This is a genomic window from Nocardia sp. NPDC059764, from assembly GCF_042732555.1.
GTDB lineage: Bacteria > Actinomycetota > Actinomycetes > Mycobacteriales > Mycobacteriaceae > Nocardia.
The window spans coordinates 1-17,824 of record NZ_JBHWHH010000029.1 but is presented as its reverse complement, the minus strand read 5'-3'; the positions used below and the strand labels follow the sequence as shown (position 1 = coordinate 17,824).

The following is a 17,824-nucleotide window of genomic DNA, read 5'->3' as shown; positions in this document are numbered from 1 at the left end:
CTCGGGGCCGCGAACCCCGCCCGGAGCGAAGCGGAGGGCATGTTGGACACAGCGCTCACTTTCGGAGAATGAGGTCCAGGGCCTCGGCGCGCGAGGAGGCATTGCTCTGCAGCATGCCGCGCACGGCCGAGGTGGTGGTGGACGCGCCCGGCTTGCGGATGCCGCGCATCGCCATGCACAGGTGCTCGGCCTCGATCACCACGATCGCGCCGCGCGGATCCAGCTTCTCCATCACCGCGTCGGCGACCTGGGAGGTGAGCCGCTCCTGCACCTGCGGGCGCTTGGCGTAGAGGTCGACCAGGCGGGCCAGCTTGGACAGACCGGTCACCCGGCCGTGCGGGCCGGGGATGTAGCCGACGTGCGCGACGCCGTGGAACGCCACCAGGTGGTGTTCACAGGTCGAGTACATGGGGATGTCGCGCACCAGCACCAGTTCCTGGTGCCCTTCCTCGAACGTGGTGTTGAGGACGTCGGACGGATCGGTGAACAAGCCCGCGAACATCTCGCGGTAGGCCCGGGCCACCCGGGCCGGGGTATCGGCGAGACCGGGACGGTCCGGGTCCTCGCCGACCGCGATCAGCAGTTCGCGGACAGCGGCCTCGGCACGGTCCTGATCGAACGGCCGACCGGTGTCGCGTGCGATCGGGCCGGATACGACACGATTGTTGGTGGCCGACAATCGACACCTCCTGTGTTGACTTGCCGCACATACAGACGCGGCCTGGACGCGGTCGCCGTGCCACTCGGGCGAGTTCCTTCGCGTGGGCAATCGCCCCGCGAACGAACTCGCCCGAGCCGGGCCGCGAACCCCTAGAGCGTATCGGGACCGCGGTCAGCGACGACCGTTCGGTCCGTCCCAACCGTTCTTCTCGTCCTCGTCATTCCCGGCAACGGGCGGCGCGGCCGGGGCCTCCGGCTGCTGATAGCCCGGCTGGTACTGACCGCCCGGCTGATACCGCTGGTTACCCGCGGGCGCCCAGCCGCCGTACGCGCCGCGCGGCTGCGGGGACTGACCCTCGTCCTCCTGCGGCGGCCAGCCCGGCGCGGACCAGCCGGCCGGAGCGCCGTAGTCCGGACGCGAACCGTGCGTGGGCGTGCCGTGACGCGGGTAGGCCGGAGCCTGCGGCGCCGCCGGGTAGCCCTGCGGCGCGGCGGCGGGATAGCCGCCGTACTGCGGCTGCGCCCCGGCGTAGGCCGGATCCGGGTACCCGTTGGCGGGCTGCGCAGCCGGGCGCGACTCCTCCTCCGGGAACGGCTCACCGCGTTCGGCGGCCAGCTCGCGCGGCGTCTTCACCGGCGGGCGGTCCGAGGGCTTGCGCTCACCGAAATCGTTGAAAGCCGTGATGCGCGGCCGCTTCTCGACGGTGGCGAGGATGGTCTCGAGGTCCTTGCGGTGCAGGGTCTCGCGTTCCAGCAGTGCGGTGGCCAGCGAGTCCAGCTCGTCGCGGTAGTCGTTGAGCACCGACCAGGCCTCGGTGTGCGCGGCCTCGATGAGGTTGCGCACCTCCTCGTCGATCTCGCGGGCCACCTCGTGCGAGTAGTCCGAACCCATGCCCATGGACCGGCCCAGGAACGGGTCGCCCTGCTCCTGGCCGTAGCGGACCGCGCCCAGGCGGGCGCTCATGCCGTACTCGGTGACCATGGCCTTCGCGGTCTTGGTGGCCTGGTCGATATCGGACGACGCGCCCGTGGTCGGCTCGTGGAACACCAGTTCCTCGGCCGCGCGACCACCCATGGCGAACACCAGGCGGGCGATCATCTCCGAGCGGGTCATCAGGCCCTTGTCGTCCTCGGGCACGGTCATGGCGTGGCCGCCGGTGCGGCCGCGGGCCAGGATGGTGACCTTGTAGACGGGCTCGATGTCGGGCATCGCCCAGGCGGCCAGGGTGTGACCGGCCTCGTGGTACGCGGTGATCTTCTTCTCGTGCTCGCTGATCACCCGCGACTTGCGGCGGGGGCCGCCGATGACGCGGTCGACCGACTCCTCCAGGGCCGCACCGGTGATCACGGTGCCGTGCACGCGCGCGGTGAGCAGCGCGGCCTCGTTGATGACGTTCGCCAGATCCGCGCCCGACATGCCGACCGTGCGCTTGGCCAGACCGTCGAGGTCGGCTTCCGGCGAGATCGGCTTGCCCTTGGAATGCACGGCCAGAATCGCGCGGCGGCCCTTGAGGTCCGGGTTGCCGACCGGGATCTGCCGGTCGAAACGGCCCGGGCGCAGCAGCGCCGGGTCCAGGATGTCGGGCCGGTTGGTGGCCGCCATGATGATGACTCCGGTGCGCTCACCGAAGCCGTCCATCTCGACCAGCAGCTGGTTCAGGGTCTGCTCGCGCTCGTCGTGACCGCCGCCCAGGCCCGCGCCGCGCTGGCGGCCGACCGCGTCGATCTCGTCGACGAAGATGATGCAGGGGCTGTTCTGCTTGGCCTGATCGAACAGGTCGCGCACCCGGGAGGCGCCGACGCCGACGAACATCTCGACGAAGTCCGAACCGGAGATGGTGAAGAACGGGACGCCCGCCTCACCGGCAACGGCCTTGGCCAGCAACGTCTTTCCGGTGCCGGGCGGGCCGTAGAGCAGCACGCCCTTGGGGATCTTCGCGCCCAGCGCCTGGTACCGCGCCGGGTTCTGCAGGAAGTCCTTGATCTCCTCGAGCTCTTCGATGGCCTCGTCGGCGCCCGCCACATCCTGGAACGTGGTCTTGGGCATGTCCTTCGACAGCAGCTTGGCCTTCGACTTGCCGAAGCCCATCATGCCGCCGCGGCCGCCGCCCTGCATGCGCGACATCACGAAGATGAACAGGCCCAGCAGGATCACCATGGGCAGCATGAAGAGCAGGATCTGGCTCAGCCACGAGTCCTGCTTGACCGAGGTGTTCACCTTGGCGCCGGAATCCTGTGCGGCCTTGAACATCTGCGCGGACACCTCACCGCCGCCCGGATACTTGGCGAGCAGCTTCGTCTCGCCCTTGGTCGCGTCGGTGGGATTCTTCAGCGTGATGCGCAGCTGCTGTTCTTTGTCGTCGATCTGAACCGATTCGACATTCTGCTTGTCCTGCAGCTGGGACAGCGCCACCGAAGTATCGACGCTATGCCAGCCGCGCGTGTCGTTGCTGAAATAGCTGACCAACCAGATCACGAGCAGAAAGCCCGCGACTATGGCCAGGTTGCGGAACACATTCTTGCGGGTCATAGAGCGTCGGCCGGAGGCCAGTCCTTTCCGGGGGGTGTATCCGGTTGCCTGCTGTGCTTTCGGGGCACGCCCGTTCCGGCGAACGGATGCGGACATGCCACGGTACCGCGTACGGTCTAGTCGTTACATCGCGCAGTTCGGCAGCTAGTGCAGTTCAACAGGTAAACGGCTGGAGAACGCGGGTGGTTCCCCGACCACTTGCGGCAACACGTCGGTTCGATCACCCCCTGGTGTCGGACCTCGTGGTCACAACCATGGCATGGTCGTTACATCGTGAGTGGCGACACAACAGAGCGCAGGGGGTATGGACATAGTCGAGCTACGGACACCCACGGCGATTGTGCGTCATGGCAACGGGCGGTTGACGGTGCTGCGACCTGGAACGGACGGCGAGCGCGTGCTCGACGTGCCGGTGAGCGACCTGCTGAAGGTGCGTTTGAACCGGCGCGCCGATGACGCCGTCGTCATCGAGATCTACCTCCGCTACCCCACCCCGGTCCTGACCGGAGTCCCCGCCGACCGGACCCCGCTGCCGGTGCTCATCGCCGAACACGATGTGCCCGCCGCGACCGTCATCGTCGAGCGGATCAACAACCAGATCCTGGCCACCCAGCGGCTGGACGTGGCCGCCCCCGATCTGACCCCGCCCGCGCCCTCCTGGGGCCGCGGCGGACCCGCCCGCGCCGACGTGGACCGCGCGGTCCGGCGCATGGCCCCCAAGCGGGACGCCAAGCCCGCGATCGCGGCGTTGCAGCGGTTCGTCACGCCCGGCGAGTACGTGTTGGAGACCGCCCTGGTCACCACGCAGGCGCCCGCGCCCAAGGCCACCGGCCTGCTCGCGGTCACCACCACGCGGCTGATCTTCGTGGCCCTCGGCTCGGGCAAGCGTTTCGCCCACGAACTGCCGATCGCGGCCCTGCTGTGGGCTCGCACCACCGACGAGGACGCGGCGGACTCGGCGCCCGGCGAATACGGTCTCGAGGTCAGTGACGGCAATCTGATCTGGAATTTCCTCGGCACCGATCGCGCCGACACCGATCGGGTCGCGGGCGCGTTGAATTTCGCCATTCAGCGCGAGGTCGCCGACGGTGCGGCCGGGCCGGCCGATCCGGGTGTGGCGAAGCTGTACTCGGAGTGGGAATTGCTGGTCGAGCGGCATTCGCTCGGCATGGTCGACGACGCGCAGTTCCAGCGCTACGGCCGCGGAATTCTCCGGTCCCTGCCGGACTGATCGACACGGCCGGAACCGAGGCAGGGTTTGGGGGCGAATGGCCCCCGAACCGCGGATGTTATTCGTCCGGCTGCAGCGTGATCCGCCGCCACGGGCTGGTCGGCCGCATCCACAGGCGTAGCAATTCCATGCGCCGGTCCACGCCGCCGGATTTCAGTTCCGCGAGGTCCTCGCAGGCCTGCCAGTAGGTCCACCCGGCCAAGTAGGCGTCCCCGAATTGCCGCCAGTTGCGGTATTTGCGCTGGGCCGGGGGCAGGGCCCGCATCAGGTAGTCCCAGGCGACGTCGGCGTCGAGGTAGCCGGCGGTGTAGGCCATGCGCGCGACGGCCACCACCCGGGCCAGATCCCAGGCCTGGATATCGGTGGGCAGCGGGCGGACCAGGTGGTCGGTGAGACCGAGTTTGATGGCCTGCGACCAGATGTCGTAATCGCGGACCAGGGCTTCGGGATTCTCCATGCCGCGGAAGGAACCGACCTGGCGTAGGAAGGCGCGATGACGATCCGCGCGTTCACCGAAGCGGTCGCGTTCAGGGGAGTTGATGGCCGCCATGACGAGCGGATGCACGAGCGCGTAGAGCGGGCCGTGCATGCCGTCGAGCAGTTGTTCCATCGAGGCCATGGCCTCGGTGCCGTCGGTGATGCCCCAGGCGCCGGTGAGGGTGTCGATGGCAAGTTCGCGGCGATCACCCAGGGGGTGGTCGCGTTCGGGTCCGAGCAGCAGCGCGTCGTGGAAGGCGTCCCAGCGCGCTGAATAGAAGCCGCCGAGCGCCAGTGCGCGCAGTTCGTCGTCCGAGACCTGCGCACCGGACCAATGATCGTCTTCGCGCTGGTCCAGCTCCGGATAGGGAAATGTGGTCAGCGTGGGTACGTCGCGGGCGGGCATAACCCGATTGTTCCCCATCGATCTTGGAGTGGCCGCCTATTCGCCGATCGCGTCTGCCACACCTGTCGCGGCGGGTGCGAATAATCGGCAAACCATTCGGTCCGTAATTCCAGCGAACCCGACACGACACAGTCACGCAATTGTCTGAATCTTGCCCTGTCACAGCGGGTAATCCGACGCTAATCTCTGGGGGCATGAGTGGGAACATCACCCTGCTGCGCGGCCTCACACCGGCCGCCACCGAGCAGGAAATCTATGCCGCCGCACAGGAATACGTGCGGAAAGTCGGCGGGGTGTCGGGATTGACAACGGCTACCAAGACTGCGGTGGACAAGGCGGTCGCCGCGATCGCCGCCGCCACCACCCAATTGCTGGCCGAATTACCGGAACGCCGGGCCTCGGAGGGCGAACCGCCCACCCGCCGCCGGGCCGCCCGGGAGGCCATCGCGGAGGAGGCGAGCTGAGGCTCGCCGAATCACACGCCGTACACCGCCACGCAGTCGAGCGCGATCTCCAGCCGAGGTCCGTGCTGGTCGAGTGAGTGACCGAGTAGTTCTTCTATGCGCTGAATGCGGTATCGCACCGTGTTCTTGTGCACGCCGAGCGTTTTCGCGGCCGCGTCGGGGCTGCGCCGGGCTCGGAGATAGGCATGCAAGGTTTCGCGCAATCGCGCCGACTGCGGGTCGGGGGCGGCGAGTGCGCCCAGTTCCCGTGCGATGAGCGAACGCATCGCGGCCTCGTCGGTTCCCGCCAGATAGGCGACCTCCACCTCCGAGTAGTGCAGCACGCGCGGCGCACCCGGCCGGGCCCGTTCGGCGACCTGCCGGGCCGCGACCGCCTCACGGTGGCTGGCCCGGAAGCCGGCGGTGTGCGCGGCGGGCACGCCGACCGCGACGCGCACGGGCGCGTCCACCGACCACACCGGATCGTCCGGCCCGGGAATCGCCGGGCCGGACACTCCGTCGCCGTCGACGCCGATCCAGGCCCACAGCGCGGTCGCGCCGGACGGCACGGTGAGCAGGCTGCCGTTGCCGAGCGTGCCCGCGAATCGGGCCACGATCCGGTCGAGCCGGCCCACCGCCTCGCCGCTGCCGTCGGACGGCAACGGCGCGGCATCCTCGTCGGTCCACACCACGAGCGCCAGATGCCGTTGGCCGAGCCGGTATCCGAGCCGGGCGGACGCGCTCTCGGTGTCCACGTCGGCGCCGTCGAGCAGGCTGCGCACGATCTCGGCGCGCTGGGTGAGGGCGGCGCGCAGGCCGCGTTCGCGTTCGGCCATATAAGTGTCGGTGAGGGTTTCGACCGAGGTGCTGACCCAGCGCGTGGTGCGGTCGAAAAGCCGAAGCAGCAGCGATCTTTCGATATCGCGCGGCAACTGCCGCTGTTCGAGCACCTCGGTCATGTAGTCGATGCAGGCTTCCTGACCGAGGTGGTAGACGCGCAGCAGCAGGCGCACGTCGTAGCCGCGGCGGGCGACGGTGCGGGCGAAGGCGTGGGCTTCCTCGGGGACCGGGTAGTCGAAGCGGTCCTGGGTGAGGCCGCTGAGCACGGCGACGGCGTGGGCGCGACTGCTGGCGGCCAGGTCGCGGCGCATATCGCGGTCACGCAGTTCGGGGATGCGGGCGATGATCGCGTTGTCGAGGCGAGTGACGACCTGTTCGAGGGTTTCGGCGGGCAGGGTCTCGGCGACGAAATCGGCGATCCATTGCCGGATCTCGGCGCTGTTCAGCGTCGTCGTCACGGGGCACCTCCGGGGTTTGTACTCCGAGCACAAAACCGACCGGAACTATTGACCCGATTAGCCAAGCATGGGCTCGCGAAATTGTGTCACGATCATAGTCCGGTGAGCTGGCACACAGCTCGCCATCGCAACGTAGCGCATGGGGAGAGGCACATCGTGACCAATACCGAACCCGCCGCGGGCACCGCTCGCAAGACCGGGACCCGCAAGGCAGCCGGGACCGCGACCAAGGCCGCCCCGCAGCCCGAGGTCCCGAAACCGGCCACCGAGCTCGAGGTTCGCAACCCCGCGACCGGGGCGCTCGCCGGGACGGTCCCGATCGACTCGGCCGACACCGTCGCCGCCAAGGTCCGCGAACTGCGCGCGCACCAGCCCGCCTGGGAGGCCCTGGGCCCCGACGGCCGCAAGGAATGGCTGCTCAAATTGCAGGACTGGCTGGTCGACAACACCGACCACCTGGCCGACGTGCTGCAGTCCGAGACCGGCAAGGCCCGCGTGGACTCGCTCATCGACCCGGCCTTCTCGGTCGACCTCACCGGCTACTACGCCCGCCGCGCCGCGAAATTCCTGGCCGACGAACACCCTTCGCCGCACAGCCCGCTGGCCCGAGTCAAGCAGCTGACCACCGTCTTCCGCCCGTACCCGGTGGTCGGCGTGATCACCCCGTGGAACTTCCCGCTGGCCATGCCGGTCATCGACGTGATCCCGGCGCTGGCCGCGGGCGCCGCGGTCATCCTCAAGCCCTCCGAGGTGACCCCGCTCTCGGCCGTCGAACTGGCGCGGGGCTGGCGTGAGATCGGCGCGCCCCCGGTGTTCGAGGTCGTCACCGGCGCGGGCGAGACCGGCGCGGCCGTGGTCGGCAACGCCGACTACATCCAGTTCACCGGGTCCACCGCCACCGGCCGCAAGATCGCCTCGGCCTGCACCGAGCGGATGATCCCGTTCAGCCTGGAGCTCGGCGGCAAGGACCCGGCCATCGTGCTGGCCGACGCCGACCTGGACCGCGCTGCGCACGGCATCGCCTTCGGCGGGCTGTTCAACGCCGGGCAGGTGTGCATCTCGGTGGAACGCGTGTACGTGGAAGCCGCTGTGTACGACGAGTTCCTGGCGAAGCTGACCGCCGCGGTCAAGGAGGTCCGCCAGGGCGTGGACGGCCGCAAGCCTCAATACGACATGGGCGCGCTGGCCAACGAGAACCAGGCGCAGATCGTGCAGCGGCACGTCGAGGAAGCCGTCAAGGCGGGTGCGCGAATCACCACCGGCGGCAAGCGGACCGGCGTCGGCACCCTGTTCGAGCCGACCGTGCTCGCCGACGTGGACCACACCATGACCTGCATGACCGAGGAGACCTTCGGCCCCACCCTGCCGGTCATGAAGGTCGCCAACGAGGCGGAAGCCATTCGGCTGGCCAATGATTCGATCTACGGGCTGTCCGCGTCGGTGTGGTCGGGCGACAACGATCGCGCCGAACGCGTTGCGCGCCGGCTGAACGCGGGCGCGGTCAATATCAACGACGTCTTCGCCAATATGTTCAGCTTCGCGCTGCCCATGGGCGGCTGGGGCCTGTCCGGCACCGGCGCGCGCTGGGGCGGCCCCAACGGCGTGCGCAAGTACTGCCGCCAGCAGGCCATCACCAAGCCGATCCTGCCCACCATGACCAAGGAACCGCTGTGGTTCCCGTATTCACCGCCCAAGCTGATGTTCGCCATGAGTGCCATGCGGGCCGCGGGCACTCGCGGGCTGCGGCGTCTGAACGTGCCCGCCATCGTCAAGACCGTGCGGGGGCTGTGATGACCGACTTCGGAACCATCGCCGGCAAGGTCGTGGTGATCACCGGCGGCGCGCGCGGCATCGGCCTGGCCACCGCCACCGCCCTGCAGGCGCTCGGCGCGAAGATCGCCATCGGCGATATCGACGAGACCACCGTCAAAGAGTCGGGCGCGGCACGGGATTTCGACGTCTACGACAAGCTGGACGTCACCGACCAGCAGTCCTTCGAGGGCTTCCTCGACGAGGTGGAACGCCGGCTCGGCCCGATTGACGTGCTGATCAACAATGCCGGGATCATGCCCACCGGACGCGTGGTGGACGAGCCGGACCAGATCACCCGCCGCATCCTCGACATCAATGTGTACGGCGTGATCCTCGGCTCCAAGCTGGGCATCGCCCGCATGCTGCCGCGCGGGCACGGGCACGTCATCAATATCGCGTCGCTGGCGGGCGAGAGCCACATTCCCGGGCTGGCCACCTACAACGCCAGCAAGCACGCGGTGCTCGGCTTCACCGACACCCTGCGCGAGGAGTACCGGGGCACCGGGCTCGAGTTCTCCTCGGTGCTGCCCACGCTCACCAAAACCGAACTGGGATCCGGGGTTTCACTGCCCAGGCTGATGCGCGCGGCCGAACCCGAGGAGATCGCGGACGCCATCGCGAAGCTGATCGTGGCGCCCAAGGCGAAGGCGCGGGTCACCGCGGTGGCGGGGATCATCGCGCAGGCCGTCGGGCTGCTGCCGCAGTTCGTGGGTGACGCCATCGGGCGGGCGCTGGGTTCGCAGACCGCCTTCCTCGACGACGTGGACAGCGACGCGCGCAAGGCCTACGAGCATCGGGTGCGCGACTAGCTCACCGTAGGGTCGGCGGCATGGGAAGCAGGAGTGCGGTTTTCGCCGGATTGTCGACACTGGATCTCGCCTATGCCGTCGACCGGTATCCCGCCGAGGACTCCAAGACCCAGGCCGCCGACCTGTTCCTGGGCGCGGGCGGACCGGCCGCCAATGCGGCGGTCGCCTACGCGTTCCTGTCCGGCGCGCACCCCGCGCTGGTCACCGCGTTGGGGAAACACCCACTGGCGGAACTGATCCGGGGTGATCTGCGGCAGCACGGCGTCACCCCCGTGGACCTCACCCCGGACGGTGATCAGCAACCGCCGGTGTCCTCGATCATCGTCGCCACGGCGGCGGCCACCCGGACCATCGTGTCGCTGGACGGCTCGCGGATCCATCCGGATCTCGACGACTCGACGGCCGAGACGGTCGCGGACGCGTCGCTGCTGCTGGTGGACGGCCACTACCCCGACCATGCCGTACGGCTCGCCACGGCGGCTCGGGCGGCGGGAGTGCCGGTGGTGCTCGATGCCGGGCGCTGGCGGCCGGTGCATGCCGAACTGCTGCCGATCGTGGATATCGCGATCTGCTCGAGTGCCTTCACTCCGCCTGGGGTAGCGGCGGATTCGACGGATGAGGTGTTCGACCACCTGCACGCGGTGGGCCCGGCGCTGGTGGCGGTCACCGGGGGCGGCGGCCCGATCCGCTATTCGACGCCGGGCGGCCGCGGCGAGATCCGCGTTCCCGCCGAACCCGCGATCGACACGCTCGGGGCGGGCGACATCCTGCACGGCGCGTTCTGCCACTTCCACGAACGCGGCGCCGACTTCCCGGCCGCGCTGCGCGAGGCAGCCGTCGTGGCCAGCGCCTCCTGTCGCTACGTCGGCACCCGGGAATGGATGCGGCACTTCGAAACTCGGCCGATGCGGTGACCGCTCAGTCGATGCGGTAGCCGCGACCGGCTTTCCGGAGCACCAGATCGGCTCGGCCGCGGGTGGATTCGACCAGGACGGCATTGCGCAGGTCGCTGTTCATCACCTTGTCGCGGGCGGCCGCGGGCGTGCGGCCGCCGCGAATATGTCGGCGCAGCAGACGTTGTTCGATGATCGGGCGCGGCACGTCCAGGTACCAGGCCTCGTCGAGCTGGGGGCGGACGGCGGCCCAGCCCGGGTGGGAACGGTCGTCGAGCAGCAGATAGTTGCCCTCGGTGACGACGATCGCGTGGTGGTCGAAGACGACGCCGGCTGGCATCGGTTCGTGCAGGTCGCGGTCGTAGGTGGGCCAGGGCACCGGGGTGCCGGGGGTGGCGTCGCGGAGCGTTCGGAGCAGCGCCGCATAGCCTTCGGCGTCGAAGGTCTCCGGTTCGCCCTTGCGGTCCAGGATTCCGGCGGCGCGCAGCCGGTCGTTGGTGAGGTGGAAGCCGTCCATGGGCGCGACTTCGGCGATGGCGGTCCCGGCGGCCAGGTTCAGTTCATCGCGGATGCCGCGGGCGAGGGTGGATTTGCCCGCCCCGGGCGGGCCCGCGATCCCCAGCAGAAACCGACCGGAATGACCTTCAGCACGTCGGCGGACTCGCGCCGCCAACTCCGCCAAGGAAGTTTCGACACTGCCACGTATCGCCACCCCACGAGCCTACGGGGAATCAGTGCCCGGCTTCGGGAATGGCGCGAACCAGCGCTCCCAGATCGGCTTCCAGCATCCGCGACAACCGATAGATCACCACGAACGCCAGCACGCCGCCCACGCTGAGGATGCGCAGCGGCACGATCACCAACCCCAGCTCGTCGGTCGACACGAACGTCACCGATGCCACCCCGAGCAGCGGCACCGACGCCGCCGCGGCCAGATAGAAATTGCTGCGCCGCGCCAGCGCCGCCAGCTGCCGCCGATCCTCGTGCCCCACCGAACCGCGCGCCAGCAACTGCGGATACAGCGACCGCACCGAATACACCATGATCAGGAAGAACGGATAGGCCAGCGCGATGGTCGCGCACACCACCTGCGCGGTGAAGAAATGCGCGAAAGCCGTGTGCGGCAGGCGCGCTCCGGCACCGGCCAGCGCCAGTGGCCACGCGATTCCGGCTATCAGCCACAAGGCGAACGGCACCCACACCACCCGCTCCCCCAGCAGCAGGGTGTCCGCGCGGGCGCGGGCCAGCTGATCCGGGGTGTACTCGTGGCCGCGACCCAGCCGGTACGAGACCGTCAGCGGGCGCCGCGCCAGCCACAACAACAGCAGCGCGGCCACCGGGAAGGCCGCCAGATTGTTGATCAGCGCCACCTGCTCGAACCGGTACTGATCCGACGCCGACAGCTCATCCACGATGAGGCTCTTGTTGATCCGGATGTTGTACCAACTGGCCAGTGCGTTCGGCAGACCCACGCACAGCACCGCGATCGGCACCGGCCAGCTCCGCAACCGCGCCCACAGGCTGTGCGCGGGCGGGTCGATCAGATCCCGGGCATCGGGGTCCAGGCACAGGTCCAGCTGCCCGGCCAGCTGACCGCCGCTCTGCCAACGCCGGGACGCGTCGGGGCGCAGGCATTCCAGCAGCACACGCCGCAGGGTGGCGGGAGTGTCCGGGGGCAGGTTGTCCAAGGCCGCCGCGGGCACCCCGGCCATACGGCGGGCCAGCATCGCCGGCACGGCGTCGGTCCCGGCCTCGGGATCGTCGAACGGCAGTGAGCCGGTGAGCATTTCCCACAGCACCACGCCGAGCGAGTAGATGTCGCTGGCGGGGCCGGGCGACGGCGCGGCCGAATCCAGCAGGGCCCGTAGCGCTTCCGGCGACCGATACCGCAGTGCCTCCGCGCCGTTCGCGCTCGCGCTCCTGGCACCGATGAACTCGGTGCTCCAATACATCGGCCCCAGTGCGAAATCCGCGAGTTTCGGCACCCCTTCGGCCGTGAACAGCACGTTGGCCGGCCGGATGTCGTGGTGCAGCACCCCTTGCCGTTTCCCGTATTCGAGTGCCTCGGCGAGCCGCCGCCCCACCCAGGCCACGGTTTCAGGCCAGCTCAGGGCGGCGATGTCGGTTCGCACCGGCGATCCGGACGGGCGGCTCTCGCCCTTGGCCTCCATGGCGGAATCGATGGCGCGCAACAGCAATCCGCCGTCGGGCAGTCCGTTCGTGGCGGGGGCGGTGCGGTGGATCATGCGGCCGCCGGGTTTGCCGCCATTGTCCGCCGCCTTGGCTTCGCGGCGCAGCTGGGCGAGCACGCCCTCGGCGGTGCCGCCGGGCACGTACTGCATGTACAGCAGTCGCAGTGGCTTCCCGGTGCTGCCGTCCGCGATCAGCCGCTGGTCGAAAACGCGCACGATGTACTGGTGGTCGAGCTGGGCGACGGTGTCGCTATCCGCGCCCGCCTCCACCCGGACCGCGACCAGTCGCTGCATGGAACGCTGCCGGGCCAGGAACATGCGGCTGTAGTCGGCGCCGCCGAGATCGGTGAGCAGGTCGAAATCGTCGAGGCGGCGACCGGTCTCGATGCCCTCGGGCAGCACCGGCGGCGGGGGCGGTGGGGTCTCGCCGGTGAAGCGGCGACGGATCTCGGTGGCGACCTCGGGGTATTCGGCGGTGAAGCTGTCCACGTCGAGGGGCCGGAAACGGCTGCGGGCCAGGTACTCCTCGCACACCAGATCGGCGAAGGCCGGACTGGTTCCCATCTCCGGGAACTCCCGGCGGTACTCCGCGACCCGCTTCTCCAGTCCGGCGCGCCGCCAGCGCTGCCGCATGTCGACGCGGACCAGATCGGTGAGCACCTCGAGCCGGACCGCGCGCCCGTCGGGCAGATACCCGGCCAGGAGCGGCGGTTCCTGGCGGTCGCCGCGCAGGGTTGATTCCCAGTCGGCGGAGAAGCGGGCGAGAGCTCGGGCCGAGAGTTCACTCACGGCGTGGCACCCGTATCGCCATCGGCGCCGGACGCCGCGGTCTCGCCGTCGCCGGTCGGGCCCGCCGAGCGGGCCGGCGCGACCACGCGTTCCAGCGCCGCCAGGTCCGCCTCGAGGGCCCGGAAGATGGCGTAGATCAGCACGAACGCCGCGATCCCGCCGACGCTGAGCACCCGGACCGCCACGATCACCTTCGGAATGTCCTCCGGCGGCAGGAACGTCACGCCCGCGACCGCGAGCAGCGGCACCGACGCCGCCACCGCCAGATAGGTGGTGCAGCGACGGCCCAGCCGATGCAGCCACACCGCGTCCTCGCCGCTGATGTCGCCGTGCCGCAGGAACATCGGATAGATGCACCGCACCAGATAGAAGGCGACCAGGAAGAACGGATACGCCACCGCGATCGCCCCGCACACCACCAGCGACACCAGGAAGTGCACGACACCGCGCACCGGGAGATCGGTGGCGGTCATGCGCAGCACCAGTGGGAAGGTGAAGCCCGCGACCACCCACAGCCCGAACACCACCGAGGAGATGCGTTCCCCGGCGAGCAGCACGTCCGCCCGGGCTCTGCGTAGCGTCTCGGCGTCGTATTCCTGGCCCTTGCGCAGCCCGCGCGGCACCACGACCACCGACCAGCACAGGTAAGCGATGATGGCCGTGCCGAGCGGGAAGAACATCAGGTTCACCGAGCTGGTGGTGAGCACGAAGGTGCGCATGGCCGACTCGGACAGGTGACTGATGATGAAGGCCCGGTTGTGCGCGATGTTGTACAGCGAGGCCAGTATGTTCGGGATCGCCACGGCCAGCGTGACCAGGGGAATCAGCCATGGCCGCAACCGCATCCGCCAGCTGTTCGGGGGTGGGTCGACCAGGTCGCGGGCGCGTTCGTCCAGGCACATGTCGAGCTGGCCGGCCAGCACGGCGCCGCTGCTCCAGCGCTGGTCGCGGTCGGGTGCCAGACAGGTGAGCAGGACCCGGCGCAGCGCGGCCGGGCAGTCGGGCGGCACCCGGTCCAGGGCCACGGTGTCGACGCCGCTGCGGCGGCGGGCGAGCATGGCCTCGAGGGTGGTGCGGTCGCCGTGGTCGCCGGGTCCGGCGGTGCTGTCGTCGAAGGGTTTGGCCCCGGTGAGCAGTTCCCACAGCACCACCCCGAGGGAGAAGATGTCGGCGCGGGTGTCCAGGTCGGCGGCACTGGTCGCGGCCGCCGGATGGCAGGCTTCCAGCTGTTCCGGGGACATGTAGGACAGCGAACCACCGAAGTAGGCGACCGGGCTGGAACTGTCCAGATTGCGGCTGAAACTGATATTGAAGTCGGCCAGTTTCGGCACGGCCTCGGCCGTGAGCAGCACGTTCGCGGGTTTCACGTCGCGGTGCAGCACCCCGTGCGAGTCCGCGTAGTCCAGCGCCTCGGCCAGTCTGCGGCCCAGCCACGCAACGGTTTCCGGCCAGCTCAGCCCGGCCAGTTCGGCGCGGACGCTGGAGTCGGTGGGCCGGATCTCGCCCTTCTCCTCCATGGCCGCGTCCGCCGCGTCCAGCAGCAGCTGCCCGCTGCGTTCGGCGGGCGGGGTGGCGCGCACCCAGCGCAACACGCCGAGCAGGGTGCCGCCGGGCAGGAACTGCATGTACAGCAGCCGCAGCCGCCGCCCGGATTCGGTGCGCACGTCCGAGAGCAGCCGCTGGTCGAAGACGCGCACGATGTAGTCGTGGTCGAGCTGGGCCAGGGTCTGCGGTTCGGTGCCGTGATCCGCGGAGATCTTCACCGCGACCAGGCGTTGCAGGGAGCGCTGCCGGGCCAGGAAGACGCGGGCGAACGCCCCGGAACCGAGGCTGGTCAGCAGGTCGAATTCATCGATGCGCTGGCCGATCTCGATGCGGTCGAGCAGCGCGCCGGTCTCGGGCGTGGTGGCGACCCCGCCGGTGGCGCGGGTGGGATCGGCCGGTTCGCCGATCAGCTGCGAGGGGTCCTCGTACTGGGTCAGCTCGCTCGCGTCGGGCACCCGGGTGGTGTCGCCTTCGACCGGCAGCCCGGTGCGGGCGGTGGCCTCGGCCGGGAGCCGGGTGGATTCGTCGAGCCAGGCGCCGCGAGTGGACGCGTCCAGCTCGAAATCGCCGCGGGTGGACTCGTCGGGCCCGGCGCGGCGGGTGCTCTGGTCCTCGTCGTCGGCATTGAGCAGCTGCCGCAGCTCGCCCGCCTGATCCGGGTACTCGCGCAGGCAGTCGCGCGGATCCACGCGCTCGCCGCTGTGGCGGCGGATGACGAACTCCTCGTATACCAGCCCGGCGGGCAGGTCGGCCGGCGTGAGCTCGGGGAATTCGGCGCTGTAGTCACGCAGTCGTTTGGGCGGGGTGGCCGGTTCCCCGGTGGTGCGCCGCAGCCAGCGGTGGCGTATGTCGACGCGGATCAGTTCCAGCAGGGCACCCCGGCGCAGCGTGCTGGCGTCGGGCAGATAGTCGGCGATGCTGGGCGGGGCCGCAGCGGAGTCCCAGGCCGCCGCGAAGGCGACGACCGCGCTCGATTCAGTTCCGGCCGAATATGCGCCGGAACGGTGGTCGGAACCAGAAGCCATGTCCGCACCCATCTGGCTCGGCACGGATGTTGTCGATCCGCACTGTCGATCCGGGGGATGTCGTGGATTCTGAGATTCGGTCAAAGAACCCGCCACACCCGACACCATCATCCCCGACCAATAGCCGGAATGATAACTTGCGGGCCACGAGCGGATCACCCGATTTCGACACGATGCGACGGGGGAACACCAGCATGTACGACGAGGGCACGGCATTAGCGGCGGAGATCGCCACGGCCGACGCCGCCGAGGAGGAAGCGGTGGCACCAAACGCGCGAGACGGGGGAGCCGACACGCCCGATTCCGACACCCCGTCCGACCGTCCCCCGATGGATCCGACCACTGCGATCGGCGTCGCCACCGCGGTCCAGAACGGCACCCTGTCCCCCGAGGACGCCGTCGAGGCCGCGCTGGCCCGGATCCGCGCCCGCGATCGGAAGCTGAACGCCTTCAGCCTGGTCCGTGAGGAAGCCGCCCGCGCCGAGGCGCGCGCCGTCGCCGAGCGGGCCGATCTGGACATGCTGCCGCTGGCGGGGGTGCCGGTCGCGATCAAGAACAACATCGATGTCGCGGGCGAGGTGACCCGGGGCGGGTCGCTGTCCGGGTCCGATCTGGCCGCCACCGGCGATCACGCCGTGGTGCGGCGGCTGCGGGCGGCGGGCGCGGTGGTCGTCGGGCTCACCCACATGCCCGAGTTCGGGCTGTGGGGCGTCACCGACGGTCCGGGCAGCATCACCCGCAGCCCCTGGAACACCCGCTACTCCGCGGGCGGGTCGTCGGGCGGCTCCGGCGCGGCGGTCGGCTCCGGCATGGTGCCGATCGCGCACGGCAATGACGGACTCGGCTCGGTGCGCATCCCGGCGGCCTGCTCGGGCGTGGTCGGCATGAAGCCGGGCCGCGGCCTGGTGCCCGCGGACGTGGGCATCGACTCGTGGGGCGGTATGACCGAAAACGGCGTTCTCGCAACGACTGTCGCCGATACCGCGCTCATGCTGTCGGTGCTGGCGGACCGCCCCGACCTGGCCGACCTGGACACCCCGCAGACCCTGCGCATCGGCCTGGCGACCGGGGCCCCGACGCCGCTCACCCACGTCGACCTGGCCTGGACCGCGGCCGCCGACAAGGCCGCAGCGGCCGCCTCGCTGGCCGGGCACATCATCGGTGTGGCCGAACTCCCTTATCAGGGCGTGACTTTCGCGCTGCTGCTGCGCTGGCTGGCCAATGCCGCCCGCGAGGCCGCGACCGTGCCGCACCCGGACCGGCTGCAGCGCCGCACCCGCACCCACGTGGCGCTGGGCCGGACGGTGCTGAAGTCGGGTCTGCTGCGGGCCTCGCAGGTCGACCGGGTGGAATCACGCCTGCTGGACTACTTCGAGCGCTACGACGTGGTCATCACGCCCACGCTGGCCACTCCCGCGCCGCGCGCCCGCCGCTGGCATTCGCGGCCGTGGCTGGCGAATGTGCTTGCCAACGTGAAGTTCTCGCCGTTCACGCCGCTGTGGAATCTGGTCGGCTGGCCCGCCATCTCCATTCCGATGGGCCTGCACCCGCGCTCCGGCACCCCGGTGGCGGCGCAGATCGCGGGCCCGCCCGGCAGCGAGGCCACCATCCTGCGGCTGGCCGCCCAGATCGAGGCCGCCCACCCTTGGCAGCGGACCGTCTCCTGACGGGATCGGGCCCCGTCTCCTGACCGTCCCCGGACACAGGACAGCGC

At 69.8% G+C, this 17,824-nt stretch carries 13 protein-coding genes; 6 read left to right on the top strand and 7 right to left on the bottom strand.

What is annotated here, in order from left to right:
- Nucleotides 1–55: 55 nt before the first annotated feature.
- Complete coding sequence (gene folE / locus ACFV4K_RS08840; protein ID WP_379273278.1) at nucleotides 56–679, bottom strand: GTP cyclohydrolase I FolE; 624 nt, start codon at nucleotides 677–679, stop codon at nucleotides 56–58.
- Nucleotides 680–832: 153 nt separating this feature from the next.
- A complete protein-coding gene (gene ftsH, locus ACFV4K_RS08835; protein ID WP_379273277.1) occupies nucleotides 833–3,190 on the bottom strand; it encodes an ATP-dependent zinc metalloprotease FtsH in 2,358 nt (785 codons plus the stop codon).
- Nucleotides 3,191–3,557: 367 nt separating this feature from the next.
- Here ftsH and ACFV4K_RS08830 point away from each other — a divergent pair, with 367 nt between their 5' ends.
- The gene (locus tag ACFV4K_RS08830; RefSeq protein ID WP_379273275.1) at nucleotides 3,558–4,421 is read left to right on the top strand and encodes a hypothetical protein; all 864 of its coding nucleotides are present in this window, start codon (nucleotides 3,558–3,560) and stop codon (nucleotides 4,419–4,421) included.
- Nucleotides 4,422–4,479: 58 nt separating this feature from the next.
- Here ACFV4K_RS08830 and ACFV4K_RS08825 read toward each other — a convergent pair whose 3' ends face one another.
- Nucleotides 4,480–5,304, bottom strand: a complete 825-nt coding sequence (locus ACFV4K_RS08825) for a DUF1266 domain-containing protein (protein WP_357087511.1) — start codon at nucleotides 5,302–5,304, stop codon at nucleotides 4,480–4,482.
- 194 nt (nucleotides 5,305–5,498) lie between these two features.
- Between ACFV4K_RS08825 and ACFV4K_RS08820 the strand changes: the two genes are divergently transcribed.
- Entirely contained in the window at nucleotides 5,499–5,768 is a 270-nt protein-coding gene (locus ACFV4K_RS08820) for a DUF2277 family protein (protein ID WP_357275681.1), read from the top strand.
- Between the two features lie 11 nt (nucleotides 5,769–5,779).
- Here ACFV4K_RS08820 and ACFV4K_RS08815 read toward each other — a convergent pair whose 3' ends face one another.
- Nucleotides 5,780–7,045 (bottom strand): PucR family transcriptional regulator, encoded by a 1,266-nt coding sequence (locus ACFV4K_RS08815; protein WP_379273273.1) that lies wholly within the window; start codon nucleotides 7,043–7,045, stop codon nucleotides 5,780–5,782.
- A gap of 156 nt (nucleotides 7,046–7,201) precedes the next feature.
- On the opposite strand from ACFV4K_RS08815, the gene ACFV4K_RS08810 reads away from it, so the two are divergent.
- The 3 genes from ACFV4K_RS08810 to ACFV4K_RS08800 are packed head-to-tail and all read left to right on the top strand — an operon-like array spanning nucleotide 7,202 to nucleotide 10,580.
- Nucleotides 7,202–8,836, top strand: a complete 1,635-nt coding sequence (locus tag ACFV4K_RS08810; protein ID WP_379273272.1) for an aldehyde dehydrogenase family protein — start codon at nucleotides 7,202–7,204, stop codon at nucleotides 8,834–8,836.
- Nucleotides 8,836–9,666: an SDR family oxidoreductase gene (locus ACFV4K_RS08805; RefSeq protein ID WP_379273271.1), complete on the top strand. Its 831-nt coding sequence runs from the start codon at nucleotides 8,836–8,838 to the stop codon at nucleotides 9,664–9,666. The genes ACFV4K_RS08810 and ACFV4K_RS08805 overlap by 1 nt, the downstream gene beginning before the upstream one ends.
- A gap of 20 nt (nucleotides 9,667–9,686) precedes the next feature.
- Entirely contained in the window at nucleotides 9,687–10,580 is an 894-nt protein-coding gene (locus ACFV4K_RS08800; protein ID WP_379273269.1) for a PfkB family carbohydrate kinase, read from the top strand.
- Between the two features lie 4 nt (nucleotides 10,581–10,584).
- Here ACFV4K_RS08800 and ACFV4K_RS08795 read toward each other — a convergent pair whose 3' ends face one another.
- From ACFV4K_RS08795 to ACFV4K_RS08785, 3 genes are read right to left on the bottom strand one after another with little or no spacing between them, the layout of a single operon-like run.
- On the bottom strand, nucleotides 10,585–11,271 hold the full coding sequence (locus ACFV4K_RS08795; RefSeq protein WP_379273267.1) for a nucleoside/nucleotide kinase family protein: 687 nt from the start codon (nucleotides 11,269–11,271) through the stop codon (nucleotides 10,585–10,587).
- A 19-nt stretch (nucleotides 11,272–11,290) separates the two neighbouring features.
- Nucleotides 11,291–13,540 carry a protein kinase gene (locus ACFV4K_RS08790; RefSeq protein ID WP_379273265.1) on the bottom strand — a complete coding sequence of 750 codons (2,250 nt, stop codon included), beginning with the start codon at nucleotides 13,538–13,540 and terminating at the stop codon, nucleotides 11,291–11,293.
- Complete coding sequence (locus ACFV4K_RS08785; protein WP_379273263.1) at nucleotides 13,537–16,110, bottom strand: serine/threonine-protein kinase; 2,574 nt, start codon at nucleotides 16,108–16,110, stop codon at nucleotides 13,537–13,539. The genes ACFV4K_RS08790 and ACFV4K_RS08785 overlap by 4 nt, the downstream gene beginning before the upstream one ends.
- A 329-nt stretch (nucleotides 16,111–16,439) precedes the next feature.
- Here ACFV4K_RS08785 and ACFV4K_RS08780 point away from each other — a divergent pair, with 329 nt between their 5' ends.
- Nucleotides 16,440–17,777, top strand: a complete 1,338-nt coding sequence (locus ACFV4K_RS08780) for an amidase (protein WP_379273338.1) — start codon at nucleotides 16,440–16,442, stop codon at nucleotides 17,775–17,777.
- The last annotated feature ends 47 nt before the right edge of the window (nucleotides 17,778–17,824 follow it).